This is a genomic window from Rothia sp. HMSC08A08, from assembly GCF_001808385.1.
Taxonomy (GTDB): domain Bacteria; phylum Actinomycetota; class Actinomycetes; order Actinomycetales; family Micrococcaceae; genus Rothia; species Rothia dentocariosa.
In genome coordinates this window covers 3,988-20,475 of record NZ_KV793081.1, presented here as the reverse complement: position 1 = coordinate 20,475, position 16,488 = coordinate 3,988, and the positions used below count along the sequence as shown (strand labels likewise).

At 55.4% G+C, this 16,488-nt stretch carries 11 protein-coding genes; 9 read left to right on the top strand and 2 right to left on the bottom strand.

What is annotated here, in order from left to right; genetic code table 11:
* Positions 1–45: 45 nt before the first annotated feature.
* Complete coding sequence (rfbA, locus tag HMPREF3164_RS09520; RefSeq protein WP_004006131.1) at positions 46–906, bottom strand: glucose-1-phosphate thymidylyltransferase RfbA; 861 nt, start codon at positions 904–906, stop codon at positions 46–48.
* Positions 907–979: 73 nt separating this feature from the next.
* Here rfbA and rfbB point away from each other — a divergent pair, with 73 nt between their 5' ends.
* From rfbB to HMPREF3164_RS11585, 4 genes are read left to right on the top strand one after another with little or no spacing between them, the layout of a single operon-like run.
* Positions 980–1,978, top strand: a complete 999-nt coding sequence (gene rfbB / locus HMPREF3164_RS09515; RefSeq protein WP_070450733.1) for a dTDP-glucose 4,6-dehydratase — start codon at positions 980–982, stop codon at positions 1,976–1,978.
* The gene (rfbD, locus tag HMPREF3164_RS09510) at positions 1,979–3,415 is read left to right on the top strand and encodes a dTDP-4-dehydrorhamnose reductase (protein ID WP_048754386.1); all 1,437 of its coding nucleotides are present in this window, start codon (positions 1,979–1,981) and stop codon (positions 3,413–3,415) included.
* Positions 3,405–5,561, top strand: coding sequence for a Tat (twin-arginine translocation) pathway signal sequence (locus tag HMPREF3164_RS09505; protein WP_070450731.1), 2,157 nt, complete (start codon positions 3,405–3,407; stop codon positions 5,559–5,561). The genes rfbD and HMPREF3164_RS09505 overlap by 11 nt, the downstream gene beginning before the upstream one ends.
* A 22-nt stretch (positions 5,562–5,583) precedes the next feature.
* The gene (locus HMPREF3164_RS11585) at positions 5,584–5,751 is read left to right on the top strand and encodes a transposase family protein (RefSeq protein WP_141744131.1); all 168 of its coding nucleotides are present in this window, start codon (positions 5,584–5,586) and stop codon (positions 5,749–5,751) included.
* Positions 5,752–5,974: 223 nt separating this feature from the next.
* Here HMPREF3164_RS11585 and HMPREF3164_RS09500 read toward each other — a convergent pair whose 3' ends face one another.
* A complete protein-coding gene (locus tag HMPREF3164_RS09500; RefSeq protein ID WP_070450729.1) occupies positions 5,975–7,450 on the bottom strand; it encodes an aldehyde dehydrogenase family protein in 1,476 nt (491 codons plus the stop codon).
* Between the two features lie 485 nt (positions 7,451–7,935).
* On the opposite strand from HMPREF3164_RS09500, the gene HMPREF3164_RS09495 reads away from it, so the two are divergent.
* From HMPREF3164_RS09495 to HMPREF3164_RS09475, 5 genes are all read left to right on the top strand, one after another.
* On the top strand, positions 7,936–8,220 hold the full coding sequence (locus tag HMPREF3164_RS09495) for a 50S ribosomal protein L25 (RefSeq protein ID WP_037231874.1): 285 nt from the start codon (positions 7,936–7,938) through the stop codon (positions 8,218–8,220).
* A gap of 286 nt (positions 8,221–8,506) precedes the next feature.
* Positions 8,507–9,091 (top strand): aminoacyl-tRNA hydrolase, encoded by a 585-nt coding sequence (gene pth / locus HMPREF3164_RS09490; protein ID WP_048754383.1) that lies wholly within the window; start codon positions 8,507–8,509, stop codon positions 9,089–9,091.
* A gap of 301 nt (positions 9,092–9,392) precedes the next feature.
* Positions 9,393–10,691 (top strand): aminotransferase class V-fold PLP-dependent enzyme, encoded by a 1,299-nt coding sequence (locus HMPREF3164_RS09485; RefSeq protein ID WP_070450727.1) that lies wholly within the window; start codon positions 9,393–9,395, stop codon positions 10,689–10,691.
* 37 nt (positions 10,692–10,728) lie between these two features.
* Complete coding sequence (gene sufU / locus HMPREF3164_RS09480; RefSeq protein WP_070450725.1) at positions 10,729–11,196, top strand: Fe-S cluster assembly sulfur transfer protein SufU; 468 nt, start codon at positions 10,729–10,731, stop codon at positions 11,194–11,196.
* A 107-nt stretch (positions 11,197–11,303) separates the two neighbouring features.
* On the top strand, positions 11,304–16,337 hold the full coding sequence (locus tag HMPREF3164_RS09475) for a hypothetical protein (RefSeq protein ID WP_168160767.1): 5,034 nt from the start codon (positions 11,304–11,306) through the stop codon (positions 16,335–16,337).
* The last annotated feature ends 151 nt before the right edge of the window (positions 16,338–16,488 follow it).

Genomic DNA, 16,488 nt, shown 5'->3' with positions numbered 1-16,488 from the left:
AGTTTGAGTGGTGAACCCCGTGCGGGGCAGTAATTTTTTTTGTGACTATTTGAGCAGGTGCATCAGATAGTCCCCATAACCGCTTTTGGCGAATTTGGTGGCGATACTGTGAAGATCATCATTGCTTAACCAACCTGCGCGCCATGCAATTTCTTCAGGGCATCCGATAGAAAGTCCCTGACGTTTTTGGACGGTGCGAATAAAGTTGCTGGCATCTGCGAGTGAATCGAAGGTGCCGGTATCAAGCCATGCTGTACCTCGTGGCAGTACCTCAACCTTTAGTTTACCCTGTTTTAGATATACACGATTGAGGTCGGTAATTTCTAGTTCACCACGCTGAGAAGGTTTAATGTTTTGCGCATATTCCACAACATGTTTGTCATAGAAATATAGTCCCGGAATAGCATAATCGCTTTTAGGTACCTGCGGTTTTTCTTCAATGGAGACGGCGTGAAAATTCTCGTCGAACTCCACCACCCCGTAGGCGCGCGGGTCTGCAACTTGGTAAGCAAAAACGGTTGCACCGTCTTTTTGCTCATATTTTCCAAGCTGGGTTCCTAAACCGGGACCATAGAAAATATTATCACCTAGAACGAGTGCAACGGGATTATCGCCTATGAAATCTGCACCTAAAATAAATGCTTGAGCTAAACCATCAGGTGAAGGTTGCACTTTATAGTCGAAATGTACACCAAAACGAGTTCCATCCCCTAAAAGACGTCTAAATTGTTCTTGATCTTCGGGGGTCGTGATAATAAGAATGTCACGAATTCCCGCCAGCATAAGAGTGGAAAGCGGGTAATAAATCATTGGTTTATCGTAAACCGGAGTGAGTTGTTTACTAATACCCTGAGTGATGGGGTGTAAACGACTGCCGGTACCACCGGCAAGAATAATTCCCTTCATAATATCTATTGTGTCATGTTTATCTCGTAACCTGTGTATAAATTACTCGGTTTTGACCGCTAAAATCTAAAGTATGTCTCACTTACTCGTTACCGGCGGTGCCGGATTCATTGGCTCTAACTTTGTTCATTATCTATTGGATAATACTGAACACACTGTTACAGTGCTCGATAAAATGACCTATGCCGCCAATAAAGCCTCGCTTGATGGTCTTGATGTCACCAGATTTAATCTTATGGTTGGCGATATTGCAGACCGTGAACTCACAGACGAGCTCGTAGCGCAGGCGGATGCAGTCATCCATTACGCCGCAGAATCCCATAACGATAACTCCCTGGCGAACCCAGAACCTTTTATTCACACCAACCTAGTCGGCACGTTTACTTTGCTGGAGGCGGTACGCAGGCACGGAACTCGCTATCACCACATCTCGACCGATGAAGTCTTCGGCGATTTGGCACTGGATGACCCCGCAAAGTTCACCGAAACTACGCCCTATAACCCGTCATCCCCGTACTCTTCCACCAAGGCAGGTTCGGATCTGCTGGTGCGCGCCTGGGTGCGTTCTTTCGGGATTGAGGCGACCATCTCGAACTGCTCGAATAACTACGGGCCGTACCAGCACATCGAAAAATTTATTCCCCGGCAGATTACGAATATCCTCTCGGGGCTGACTCCTAAGCTCTACGGCGAGGGCCTGAACGTGCGCGATTGGATTCACGCAACCGATCATTCTTCGGCGGTGTTGCGCATCCTTGAATCCGGGAAAATTGGCGAGACCTACCTCATCGGTGCAGACGGTGAGGAGAATAATATTACCGTGCTGCGCACTATTCTTCGCCTCATGGGTAAAGACGAGAACGACTTTGAACATGTGATAGACCGGCCCGGGCACGATATGCGGTATGCCATTGATGGCACCCGTCTGCGCGAAGAGCTCGGGTGGGAACCGCAGTTTACCGACTTTGAGGCGGGTCTTGCCGATACCATCGCGTGGTATACCGATAACCGTTCCTGGTGGGAACCGCTCAAAGCAGAAGTTGAGGCTAAATACGCGAAGGCGGGGCAGTAAATGACGAAAGAACTGAACGTAAGGGCAACCGATATACCGGGGCTGCTCGTCATTGATCTGCCCGTGCACGGCGATAATCGCGGCTGGTTTAAGGAAAACTGGCAGCGTGAGAAAATGCGTGCCGCCGGTCTGCCCGATTTTGACCCGGTGCAGAATAATATTTCTTTTAACACCTCGGTGGGTACCACACGCGGTATTCACGCCGAACCCTGGGATAAATACGTTTCGGTGGCGAGCGGCCGAATTTTCGGCGCCTGGGTAGACTTGCGTGCGGGGGAGAGCTTCGGACGGGTCGTGACCGTCGAACTCGGTCCCGACACCGCTATCTTCGTTCCGCGCGGGGTTGGCAACGCCTTCCAAACCCTAGAGGAAAACACCGCCTACACCTACTTAGTAAACGATCATTGGTCGGCGGATGCTCTCACCGCCTACAGCTTCCTGAACCTCGCGGACGAAAGCACCGCCATCGACTGGCCTATCGACCTGGCGCAGGCTGAGCTTTCCGAGAAGGACCGCAAACACCCGCGCTTACATGAGATCACCCCGCTTACCCCCGACCCTCTTCTGATTGTGGGTGCAAGCGGGCAGCTCGGGCGTGAACTCGTGCGCCAGCTGACCGCGCAGAATATCCCCTTTGAGGCGGTGGATCGTGATCAGCTCGATCTCGGTACCCCCGAAAAATGGCGAAACGCCTTCCGCTGGCGGTCATACCGTGCGGTCATCAATGCCGCCGCTTACACCGCAGTGGATAACGCCGAAACCCCCGAGGGGCGCCGCGAAGCCTGGGCTGCCAACGCTCACGGAGTCGCCGCCCTAGCGAGCGTCTGCGAAGAAGCGAATATTCCTCTCGTGCATGTTTCCACCGACTATGTCTTCGACGGAACTCTGCCGGTAGGGCAAGAATACTCGGTGGAGCATCCCATCGCCCCGCTGAGCGTATATGGCGCCTCCAAAGCGGCGGGGGAGAGCGCCGCGACCGCATGGCGCAAACACTACCTGCTGCGCACCAGCTGGGTGGTCGGCGAGGGCAAAAATTTTGTGGCGACTATGGCATCGCTGGCCGAACGCGGCGTGAATCCTGCCGTCGTGGCGGATCAGTGGGGGCGCCCCACCTTCACCCAAGACTTGGCGGGGGCAGCACTGCATCTGCTGTTTACCGGTGCACCCTACGGCACCTACCATGTGTCAAATAGCGGCGAGGTTATCACCTGGGCAGATCTTGCCCGAGCCGTCTACACTGGAACCGGTCACGATGCCGCCCGAGTAAGCAACACCACCACTGAGGAATACTTCGCCAACGCCCAGGTCTTCGCCCCGCGCCCCGCCAACTCTGCCCTGGATCTTTCAAAACTTATTGCTGCCGGATTCACCCCGCGCGATCACCGCGATGCGCTCGCCGAGTATCTGCACCAGCTAGGCGGGGCACGTGAAGACTAAAATCCGTGACCTTCTCGCACGCCAGGGTATACAGGTTGCACTCCTTGTAATCGCGCTTGAGGTTATCACCTACTGGTCATACTTCATGCGTCTGACGGTGGTTAACGGCGACGCGAATGCCCACTACCTCTCAGATTCTTACTATTGGTGGAATAACGGCGGGATTTTCAACCCGCCCGAATGGGTTGCCTACACCTGGATGGGTCGCCCCGCCGGGAGTAATATTCAGGGCGGATCGTATGTGCTGCCGCAGGGCATCGCAAACGGTATTTCGCCGTGGAGCCCTACGGTATCGTCTATCACGTCGGCGGTGCTCGCGGGTCTTGGCGCGGTGGGCATGTACATATTGGTCCGTCAGCTGACCGGGCACCACCTTGTTTCGCTGATCGCCCTCGTGGGGCAATTCTTTGCCCCGGCGATCTTTGCAAACGCCCAATTCTTGGATTTTCACCGTGCCGCCGCCTACTGGCCCTGGGTCCTGCTCGTCATCTCTCCGTTATGGGCGTGGCATAAACGCTACGGGATTCCGCTTGCGGTCTTAATCCTGTGGCAGAGTTTCGTCGGCATATACCCGGGGCAGCTGATCGCCGCTGCCGTGTGTATTGGTGGGTGGGGCATCGGGTGGATGATCGTCTCTCGAAGCCGCGCCTGGATATGGCGTGTCATCGTCAGCATTCTCATCGCGCTACCGTTGAGCATCGTCAAATATGTTCCGGCGCTACTGTCGGGAACCGGGCAGCGCGACTGGAGCCCGCAGCGCATTCACCTGACTTTCCCAAACCTGGCCTCACTCATTTACCCGTACGACAACCCGGCCATGAGCTCGGATATTGCGATGCGCCCCTTCTTTATCGTGATTCCACTTCTGCTCGCCCTCACCTTCGTGCCGTGGCGTTCACGGCGTAACCTGCCGCTCTATCTGCTGGGCGGGCTGTCAATTCTGCTGTTGGGGCTGGCGACCTTCGCACCCAGGCTCCTGTGGAATATTCCGGGTATGAGCCTGAGCCGTTTCTGGATTAACGATTTCAAAAACTTCGTGCCGCTTACCATGATTATTCTGGGCAGCCTGGGACTTAAACGGCTTTTTGAAGGCAACGTGTCGCGCCGTCGCATCCTGGTGGGATGCTCGATCGTTGCTGCCGCCATCGTGATTTTCGGCCTGTCGCTGTCGTGGAATCTGAGCGGTCCTCGCCTCGTGCTGATGCTCGTGCCGGTGGTACTTTTTGCTCTAACGGCGGTTGCTGTAACGAACTATACACACGGTTTATGGCGGTTTGCACGGCAGAGTTCAGCCCGAACCTTGGGCGTCCTGATGCTTTGCCTGTCGGTAGCCTCCGGGCTGAATTTCGCCTACTCGGTGACAAGCACGTGGGCTTCGGCGCGTGAACGACTTGAGGTCGGGCACTACGGGGCTGAGATTTCGCAGCTTATGCACCAAAACCAGGCGTGCGAGCAGAACTACACGCGTCGCCCTGAACGTCGCGTTTCCGATCAGCCCGTCAAAGATTGGGACCACGATAATATTGCTCTGGGAGGCGCCTTCACCTGCACCGATTCCCTGAGCGGATACGCCAATGTTCAAGGAAGCTCGGCACTGCGCGAACAGCATAAGGCGTTCAAAGGCGAAAAGGGTAATGACTTTATTCGGTTCTATGCCGCTGCCGGTGCCGTGGTGCCGCTTTCGGGCGGATCCTTCGCGGATCTTTCCGATGCCTGTCTCAAGGAAGGCCGCTGCGCAGGGTTAGAGTACACCCCACTCTCGTACAGCAGGTTCGGCAAGATATCGTACCGGGTTGAGGTTGAGCATCAAACCGAAGTCGCCCTGAACGAATCGTATTACACCGGCTGGACGGGCAAACTTTGCGACGCTGAAAACACCCAGAAATGCCACGCGATGGCGCTGTCTGCCGGGCCGGGGCGATACATCAAGACTGTTTTACCCGCAGGAACATATGAGGTGAATTTGACCTATGATGCACCCTATAAGAATCAGCTGCAGGTCATCTTCTGGGTTTGTGTGCTTTTGATGCTTGCTTCGGCGGCGCTGCCGGTGAAGCGGCGTGCGGCAGGCGCAGGGGAGCAAAAGCGAAATCCTTGGGATTCCTTGCGTGCCCGCCTCAAATCTGGAAAATCTGTAAGAATATAGTGTTGGCCAAAGCGACGGCAAACTGTATCTCTCACCGGTAGTGGACCTGTTCAACCGCGAAATCGTCGCTTACGTCGTGAGCCGCAGGGCCAACAGCGACATGGTGGGGACAATGCTGCACAAAGCCTGCCGACAAAGGAACGATGCTGCACTCCGATTAAGGCGTACTATATCGTACGCCAGGGTATAGGAACTTACGTACGACCATTTTATGGTTCAAAGTATGTAGCGCAGGGGGACTGCGGGAGCGCTGCAGTTTGAAATTGAAAAAGCTGGGTTCTGTTGCATACAGAACCCAGCTTATGCGGAGCGCCTGAAGAGGTTTTTATGAGCGTTCAAGATGGGGGCAGTTCAACCCGAATCCGGATTTTCAGACGACCTCTTCTCCATATCAATCAGCGTTCAGCAGGCAATTAATATAACCCTTCGCGCTCTTCGCGGGTGGAAATGTAGATGTTTTTCACCTGCGTGTAGGCGGCGAGCATCATTTTGTGGGTTTCGCGGCCGATGCCTGAAGTTTTGTAGCCGCCAAACGGTGCGCCTGCGGGCAGGCGGTTGTAGCAGTTCACCCAGACACGACCGGTTTCCAGTGCGTTGGAGACGCGCAGGCAGCGGTTGATGTCTTTGCTCCAAACAGCGCCGCCCAAGCCGTATTCGCTGTCGTTGGCCATTTTGACGACTTCTTCTTCGGTTTTGAATTTAATCACGGTGGCAACCGGTCCGAAGATTTCTTCTTGGGCAACGCGGGCGTTGTTGTTGTCAGCCTCAATCAAGGTCGGCTCGACAAATTCGCCTTTGCCCAATTCGCCTTCGAGTTTTTTGCCGCCGGTGATGATGCGGCAGCCTTCCTGCTCACCGATTTTGACATATTTCAAAATGGTTTCAAGCTGGCCGGCGTTGACTTGCGAACCCATTTGGGTATCGTCTTCCCAAGGCAGTCCGACTTTGATTTTCTTGAACTCTTCCGCCAAGGCGTTGACGAATTTGTCGTAAATGCCTTCTTGTACGAAGATACGCGAGCCGGCGCTGCACACTTGGCCTTGGTTGAACAAAATGCCTTTTTGCGCGCCTTCGAGGGCTTTGTCGAACGGCATGTCGTCAAAGAAGATGTTGGCGGATTTGCCGCCCAGCTCCAAGGTAGAGGGAATGAGCATTTCGGCGGCAGCGATACCGATGCGGCGGCCGATTTCGGTCGAGCCGGTGAAGGCGAGTTTGTTGAAGCCTTTGTGGTGCAGCATGTATTCGCCGGATTTTGAACCACGTCCGGTAATGATGTTCAGCACGCCTTTAGGCAGCAGGTGGTTGATTTTTTGGGCGAACGACAACAGGCTCAGCGAAGTGCTGGAAGACGGGTGGATGACAATGGTACAGCCTGCGGCGAGCGCGGGTGCGATTTTCCAAGCCGCCATCAGGAAGGGGAAGTTCCACGGAATAATCTGACCGACGACGCCGATAGGTTCGCGCAATACGATGGACAGGTCTTCGGAGTCAAGTTGGGTTGCGGTGCCTTCTTCGCCGCGGATGACGCTGGCGAAATAACGGAAATGGTCGGAAGCCAGTGGGATGTCTGCGGCGCGGGTTTCGCGGATGGGTTTGCCGTTGTCCAGCGTTTCCTGCAAGGCGAACAATTCCAAGTTTTCGTCAATCACATCGGCGATTTTGTTGAGTATGGCGGCGCGTTCGGTTGTGGTGGTCTTGCGCCATGTTTTGAACGCTTCCTGCGCGGCGGCGACGGCGGCATCGACATCAGCGTCGGACGCGTCGGTAAATTTCGCCAGTGTTTCGCCGTTGGCGGGATTGTAGGAATCCAAAAGCGTGCCGGGGCTCGTCCACGCGCCGTTAATCAAAAGACCGTACTCTTTATCGAACACATTCAAATCTTTTGCCATGATGCTGTCTCCTTAAGTTGTATTTATTGGGTTTTAGTTGTTTTTCTTGGTTTTTGGTCGTTTATTCAACGTCATTTGAAAACAGGGTAGTATTTTTTCTGTTTCGATTCAAGCACTAAAAATGAGAGTGTTCTCGAAATTCCAAATATGTAATTTTGCAAAACGTAAAACGCAGTCAGCCACATCTTGATGATGTATGGGGGCGAGGGCGGTTTGTTAATATATTTTAAGTTTTCAGACGACCTTGCGATAACCGTGGAGCGCTCGCCGAGTATCTGAGGATCCTCAGCAACGCTTGATGTTGGGGTGCGAGTCTGGAACTAGGAAAAACTATCCTTGCTCGTATCTGGAAAATCTGTAAGAATATAGTGTTAGCCAAGGCGAGGGCAGGTTCTGCCGTTATCGACGAGGTGGCGCATGGAATCCCATGATTTGCGCCATTATTCTCTTGGCGCATTACCCATCATCAAAGATTGGAGATTACCATGTCTGAAATTAAAATTACTGCCGAGCCCCGCACCGATTTCGGTAAGGGCTATGCACGCCGCATCCGCGCTGTTGGTGATATCCCTGCCGTTATCTACGGCAATGGCAAAGAGCCTAAGCACGTGACCCTTCCCGGCCACGAGACCACCCTGGCTGTTCGTAACAAGGACGTCGTTCTGGTGATCGAGGTTGATGGTGAACAGTTCAAGACTCGCGTGCAGGATATTCAGCGTCACCCGATCCGCCCTGAACTGCAGCACATCGACCTGCTGTTCGTCGACTAAGGTTAGGTAGACGAAGGAGCGCGCGGCGCATCAACGTTTACGCCGGAACCCGCTTTAGAGGTTTTTCGGCAACGGTACGGCTCGTATCTGCTTCTGGCGGGTGCGAGCCGCTTCCATATTCCCCGCCAACTTACGGCGTACACCCATCTTTACCGTTTGGCTCAGGTGCGAGATAGCCGACTAGTAACCGCCTAATCCGCCCATAGTTTTATCCGGTTTACCGAGTAGTCTCTACCGAGCATTTTTTATTCCTCACCCTATAACCCGCAGGAAGGTACACGAGAACATGTCTGATGCGTGGCTCATCGTCGGCCTGGGCAACCCCGGACCGCAATACGCGAAAACCCGCCATAACATCGGGCAGATGGTGCTCGATAAAATCGCCCATGAAATGGGCAGCACCTTCAAGAAGCATTCCAAAGCATCCGCTGTAGTCGTCGAAGGTCGCCTAGGTATAGGCGGTCCCAAGGTTGTACTCATGAAATCCCTCGGGTACATGAACACCTCGGGCGGGCCCGTATCTGCGGTCGCAAAATTCTATGGCATCGACCCCGATCACATAATCGTGGTGCACGACGAGCTTGATATTCCCTTCGACACCATCAAACTCAAAATTGGTGGGGGAGAAGGCGGCCACAACGGCCTGCGCGATATTACCAAGGCGCTAGGCACCAAAGATTATTACCGTGTGCGCGCTGGCATCGGTCGCCCACCCGGGCGCATGAACACCGCCGACTATGTGCTCAAACCCTTCACGGCAGCCGAAGCCAAAGACCTGCCGTTCCTGATCGACAACTCCGTCGATGCGGTCGCCATGCTTATTACCGACGGGTTGACGGCGGCGCAGCAGCGCTTTCACAGCGCATCCTAAATATGCGCAGAGCATGGACGCCCGACAGACCGCACAATCTGGTGCCTTTACATCTGTCGGATAAGCCCAGCAGCAAACATGACGCCCCGTTACGCCCGTAGCTATGGTTAGGCAGATTTCCTAGGCTATTGCACACACCTAACTAGGTTTTGCTCGCGCCAAGGAATAAGCTAGAAAAGCATGACGTTATAGCCCCACAGACACTAAGCCCGGGCGTACAGCCCCGACCTAACGTGCCACACAGCAGGGGGCTCAACGCCATGCGGCGCGCCTGAAACCGGTCAAGAGAAAAGGAACAACCGTGGCAGAATACTCAGTCCCCGCCAACACGCCGCTCAACGATGACACCGTGCGAGCGTTGCGCGCAGACTTCCCTATTCTCAGCACCGTCGTCAACGGCAACCCGCTCGTCTACCTCGATTCCGGCGCCACCAGCCAAAAACCACTCCAAGTTCTCGATGCCGAACGCAACTTCTACCTGCACGCCAACTCTGCGGTACACCGCGGCGCGCACACTCTTGCCGTTGAAGCCACCGAACTCTTCGAGCAGGCCCGCACCACCGTTGCCGCCTTCGTAGGAGCCCGCGACGAAAACATCGTCTGGACCTCCAACGCCACCGAAGCGCTCAACCTTGTCGCCTACTCAATAGGCAACGCCTCCCAAGGACTCGGCGGCGAAAAAGCCCAACGTTTTGCCCTGAAACCCGGCGACGAAATTCTCACCACAGAAATCGAACACCACGCCAACCTCATACCCTGGCAGATCCTCGCCCAACGCACCGGCGCAACCCTCAAACACATCCCCGCCACCGACGACGGACAGATCGACTACGAAGCCGCCGCCGAACTCGTCACCGAAAAAACCCGCATCCTCGCCTTCACCCACGTCTCCAATGTCACCGGTGCTATCGCGGATGTGCCGCGCTTCGTCTCACTCGCCCAAAAAGTCGGTGCCCTCACCGTCCTGGACGCCTGCCAATCCGTACCCCACATGCCGGTAGACTTCCCCGCGCTCGGTGTCGATTTCGCTGCATTCTCCGGGCACAAAATGCTCGCCCCCACCGGCATCGGCGCACTCTACGGCCGCGCCGAACTCCTCGACGCCCTGCCCCCATTCCTCACCGGCGGCTCCATGATCACCCGCGTCGAACTCCAAGACGCCGACTATATGCCCGCCCCCATCAAATTTGAAGCGGGAACCCAGCGCGTCTCCCAAGTCGTCGCCTTTGCCGAGGCAGTACGCTACCTACAGCACCTCGGCATGGACAACGTACACGCCTGGGAGCAAGAACTCGGTGCGCGGCTCGTGGCCGGCGTGCAGAACATTGAGGGCGTGCGCCTGCTAGGACCCACCGACCCGAACAAACGCGCCGGGCTCGTCTCCCTCGGCATCGACGGGGTACACCCGCACGACGCCGGGCAGCTGCTCGATACGAAAGGTATCGCCGTGCGCGTAGGTCACCACTGCGCCCAGCCGCTGCACCGCGGCGCCGGGCTGACGGCCTCGACCCGCGCCTCCGCATACCTCTACAACACCACCGAAGACATAGATGCATTCCTTGCCGCGCTCGCCGAGGTACGCCCCTACTTCGGGCTGTAAAGAAGCCGTTACTCATATACACAGGATTGGATAATTCATGTCCCTAGAATCGCTCTACCAAGACATTATTCTGGAACACTCAAAGCAGCGCACCGGCGAACATCTGGTGGAGGTACCCGCCGGGCACGCCAGCGCCGACAACCACCAGTACAACCCCACCTGCGGAGACGAAATCAACCTGCGCCTCGTGCTTTCTGATAAGCAGAAAAACGGCGAAAAGGTCGTTGAATCGGTCTCGTGGGAAGGCGACGGCTGTTCCATTTCGATGGCGGCGGCATCGGTACTCTCCGAGATGGCACCGGGCATGACTGTGGGGGAGCTGCAGAACCATGTGGATGCGTTCCGCGAGATGTTGCGCTCGCGCGGTCAGATTACCCTGGATGAGGAAGAATACGGCGATATGGCGGCATTTTCTGGGGTCTCAAAGTTTATGGCCCGCGTCAAATGCGCGATGCTCTCATGGGTGGCAGTCGAAGAGGCAGCCCGCGAGGCAAGCACGAAATAGGCGTACCTATGGTTGGCTGCTGCGCTGACCCTAAAACATAGCTTCACCCATCGAGCGGCTCTCCGGTCACCATGACCGAAGGGCCGCTCTTCTATGCGCATGCACATATGGCATATAGGGTTTTGAACTCCGGGCAGATATCGTCAGTGACAGATCCGACAGGGGTCGTGACGCGGCTTTCCTATGATGCTCGAGGGAATCTGACCGGAGTGCTTAATGCTGTGGGCGACATGCTCAAGGTTGAGTATGATGCCCAGGATCGGCCCGTTTCAGTAGTTTCTCCGTCAGGAGGAACTATGCGGGTTGAGTATGACGCTGCCTCGCGTCCTGTTCGGGTGATTGACCCGGCGGGGAACGCAACTGTGTATACATATACTCCTGCGGGCAAAGTCGCCAGTATCACGGATGCGGTTGGGGGTGTGCGCCGGCTTGAGTACAACGCCGCTGGGGAACTGGTTGCGCAGGTGGCACCTGATGGCGCCCGTACCGTGCGTGAGATCAACGAGCTGGGATACACGGTTGCTGAGACTGACCCGTTAGGGCATGTGACGAAGTTTGTTCATGATGGTATGGGCAGGGTTACAGAAAAGATTGACCCAGCCGGGAATGTGTGGGCGAGCAGGTATAACGCTGCTGATACTTTGGTGGAGCATACCGATCCGACGGGTGTGCTCACACGGGTAAGTCGAGATAGTGCTGCCGGTGAGATCACGCATCAGGACGGTGTTGGGAACACCGCGACGGTGGGATTTGACGCGCTGGGCCGGGTGATGAGCAGTATTGACCCGTCTGGGGCAGTCACGTCGTGGGCGTATCAGTTTTTGACTAACACTACGACTGCCTCCTCGGGTGAAGGGGATCGGGGCGCCGCGCATCGTCAGGGTGCTTCAGAGCCTGTTCGCGTGCAGGATCCGACAGAGAATCTGGTGAGTGTCCCCGGTGCCCATGCGTTGCGGACGTGTACTGATGCTGCTGGTCAGGTTTCGGGTGAGGTGTGTGATGCTGCTGGGCGGGTGCTCAGGCAGGTGAGTGCCTCGGGGGCTGTGACGGAGTATTCGTATGATGCGTGTGGTCGGGTTGCCTCAGTGACAGATGCTGATGGGGTGATGACTGAGTACCGGTATGATGCGGATTCGCGTTTGGTGGCGAAGACTCGTGCTGGCGTGGTAGTGGAGTCTTTTGTGTATGATGCCTGTGGGCGTCTGCTGGAGCGTCGTGCTGGGACTAAGCTGGTGGGCAGGTATGCCTATGATGCTGCCGGGCGTGTGGTGCGGTGTGTGGATGCTGCTTGGGGCACTCGGTCGTTCTCCTATGATGCGTGTGGGCGTGTGGTTAAGGCTGTTTCCGGCGTAGGTGGAACATGCTTTTTTGATTATGACGGCGCGGGGCGCTTATTAGCGCGGCGTGTGGCTACGTCTGAGGGTTTTGCGACGACTTCGTATGCCTATGATGCGGTGGGGAACGTGGTGTCGGTGACGGACCCATTCGGGGCGGTGACCAAGTATGCGTATGATGGCGCGCACCGGTGCACTGAAGTCATGAATCCGGATGGTTCGCGGGTGTCGTATGCGTATGATGGCGCCGGCGAGGTGGCGAGTATGCATGTGGCTAAGCCAGGTGAACGCTTGGGTCGGTTGGCTTGTGAGTGGGTGCGAGATCGAGCCGGTCGGTGCCTGACGGTGAAGGATTATCTGGCGGGGGAGAATCTGGCACGGCTAGGCGCTCAGCGGTCTGCAGCTGCTACGGTCGCTACAGCAACAACCACCGTTGGTTCTGCTAACGCGAGTGCAACAACGGCTGCTGGTAGGTCTTCTATCGGTTTCTCGGATGGCGTGGAATCCGAAGCTGATGTGCATGTTCAGACGACCTATGTCTCAGATGCTTTGGGACGTTTGGTGAGGGTGGATTCTGCCCCGAAACTCGGGGATGAGGTTTCTGATACGGCGTTCTTTGCAGCGGGTAATCGAGTATCCGCTGCCGAAAATGCTTCTGCGGCTGAGGTGTTCGCATCTACGGGTGCGTGGAGTCTAGCGTACTCCTATGATGCTGATGGGAATGTGGTTCAGCGAACTACTCCGTATGGTTCTACCGTGTATGGGTATTCTCCGGGCGGGCGTATTAGGTCTACGCAGCAGATCCCTGCCGGTGTCGGGGTAGAGGACTCATCGAGTGCTGGTGATAAGCCTGGGGTGGCTGAGTTTGCTTATGATGCGCTGGGGTATTTGGAACGTGTTCAGGTTGGGGAGTGTGTCTCTTCGTGGGTGCGTGATACGTCCGGGGCCGTTATGGGGTACACCGAGGAAGTTCTCGGTGGAGCCAACGAGCCTAGTGGTTCATCGTCGGGTGTGGTGCAGGGCGTGCGGGTACGCCGGAATCCTGCGGGGAAGATTACTCGGGTGGAAGACACCGTTAAGGGTTCCTGGTGTGAGTACGCCTATGATGTTTCCGGCAGGTTGATCCGTGCGGTGAGTTCGGATGATGTGTCGGTGGTGTGGGTGTATGATCCGGTCGGGTTGCTTATGAGGGAAGAAACTCATCAGGAAGGTACCCTGGTGCGGGTGCGTGCGTTTTCCTATGTGGGGGAGCGGGTGCAGACGGTACGCCTGTATGAGGCACTAGAGGATGGTGGTGGTTCTTCCGCTGCACCTGTTGCGGGTGTGGTGGAGGATCTAACCGGGTTAGATGCGTCATCTTTGGTGTGTACAGGGTCGATTCAATATTCCTATGATGTGCGGGGTTTCCGTACCGGGGCGGTTGATCATGCTGGTTCTGCTGTGAGGTGGGGCTGGGATGCTCTGGGCTCTTTAGAACGGGTGGAGCGTATCAACCACGCCCCTGAGTCTTTGCTGGGCAGTCATGTGGCTGCTGGTGGTGAGGATTCTCTGATGGGTAACTCGGCGGTGTGGTTTGCGGCATCGTCGGTTCGGAATATGCCGGTAGCTGTTGGGAGTCAGCAGAATGGGCAGGATCCTGTTGTCTCGCCGCTGGTGTGGGATACGACAGTACCTGATGCTGCTTCGTTGGTGGGTGTTGGCGTTACCGAGGCGGTTTCGGCGGGGTCTGTGCTTGGTGGACGCGATAGTATCCTCACCGGTACAGGTGCGGGAGTATATAGTTTTGGCACGGATATCTTCGGTGTCGCGTCCCCGGTAACTTGGGGAAGCAACACCACTGCAGCTGCTGGTAATGGGTTGCCGGGTTTGCCTGCTGGTGTGGGTTTGACGGATCAGGGTGCGTTAGCAACCGTTGGCGGTGAGTTGATGGGTGCGCGTTTGTATGATCCTGTGACGGCTGGGTTTTTGTCGCCGGACCCTGTGGAGCCTGTGGTCGGGTCGGGGTATATGGGTGCGTCGTATCTGTTTGCGTCGGGTGATCCAGTGAACCTGCACGACCCTACAGGATTACGTCCAATTTCTATTGAGTGGATGCGATTATATATTGACCATGTCAATAGTAAAGAAGTTGAGGAACAGTACCAGCAAGAGGGCTGGGAAAATTTCATGCAGCACTTGAAGAACTTCTTCTCATTCTCCTGGGATGATTTTATTGATAGTTTAGCTGAAGCTATTACGCACCCACTAGAGCATTTAGATCAGATTGGAGCGATGCTGCTCTTCGTAGGAGCACTTGCAGGAATAGCATTCTTTCCGCCAACTTCACTTATAGCTATTATTAGCGGGGGTGTCCTATCGGGGATGGCGTTTTCCGCCATTCTTCAACGTTGGGAAACCGGTGAGGTTGATGCTAATCAGCTGAGCCTTGACGGTCTTATATCGGGAGCTACTAGCGGTGGAATCTGGATTATCTACGCGCGGCGTTTGCAGCGGTTGAGTGCTATTGGCGCACCTCTTCGCCTTGAAGGAACCGGCATGAATGAAGTCATGCCAAAAGCGGCTGCTAAGGAACCCTGGTATGCTTGGGGGTTTTCGAAGCCTAAAGTCTCTTCGATAGAGGAAGATATTACTAGGCTCTATCGCGGAGGTACAGAAAGTTCTCGGGCAACTGAGCGATTGCGTGAGATTCGGTATCCGAAGGTGGAGATCGAGGTTAAGCCTGTTGCTGGTGGTGCTCGTTCAGCGACGGAGGTTCCGCCGGTTGCGGTGTCGCGTGTTGATGTTCCGCAGGTTGCTCCGGTGGAGGGTTCTGGTGCTTCTCGTGGTGCTCCGCAGGTTCCGGTGAAGCCTGTGGAGGCTCCGCATGTGGGTGAGGTTCCGCCTGCTTCGGGTGCTGGGTCTGGTGCTGCTGGTATGCAGGCTGTTAAGCCTGGTGGTGTGGCCGATGATGCTGTTGCGGCTCGTGGTTCTGCTGGTGGTGTGCGTGAGCCTGAGGTGCAGCTGAAACCTGTTGAGGAACCGAAAGTTGAGAACCTGCCTCCGGCAAGGGGTGCTAGTGCCACTGAAGGGCCGACGGTTTCGATGCGTGATGTGCAGACTCGTCTGGATGAGAAGTTGGAGGGTGTTCGTCGTAAAGAGTGGAGGGGGAAGGATAAGAAAGGACGCCCACGTACTGATTATTACGACTACAACCAGTTTATAGAAAAAGATAAGAATTACATTGTAGAAAGTAGGAAGTTTAAAGAATACGAGGCTCGTAAGAAGCAAGCTGAGCTTGAGGGCAGAGAATTTACTGAGGCACCCCCGGAAGATCCGGGGCCTCGTCCTCAGCATGCGTTGTGGAAAGACGCCGAGGAGCGATTTGCGCCAGATTTGCAGACTGCGATGCAGCTTGATGAGGAGGGTTTGAAGCATCACCGGGTGGTGAGGAGCGAGGACTATCAGGGTCAGATTCCTCAAGATACTGCTGAACATCTCCAGCAGGCTACGCAGAAGATTATGAAGGATGGAGCTCCTCCGCATTACCCTGGAGCGAACGAAGCGAGGACTTTTGAAAATCATCCTGCAAAGGGCGAGGGCGTAGGCGATATTTTGCCCACTACCGATGTTGAAGGGAACCCTATTACCTATACGGAAATGGATTTCATGGCTCCTCAACCGAAGATTGGTGAAAACGGTAAAGTTGAGTTGAAGCCTAACGGGAAACCTGAGACGACTCGTGGTGATGACCGGTTGATAGTGGGGAGTAATGGCAGTATCTATTACAGTCCGGATCATTATCACACGTTTATCTTGATAGTAGAGTAAGGGAGAAAAATAACCATGGCTTACAAGCAGTTACGGTCTGCTGAGGAATTCATTGCTCCTTTGTTTATCTGTGAAGGTGGGTACTGGGAGGACCATATGCTGCCTTACCTGGAGGCAGAGGGGTGGGCTGTCATTACTGTTGATTGTGCTG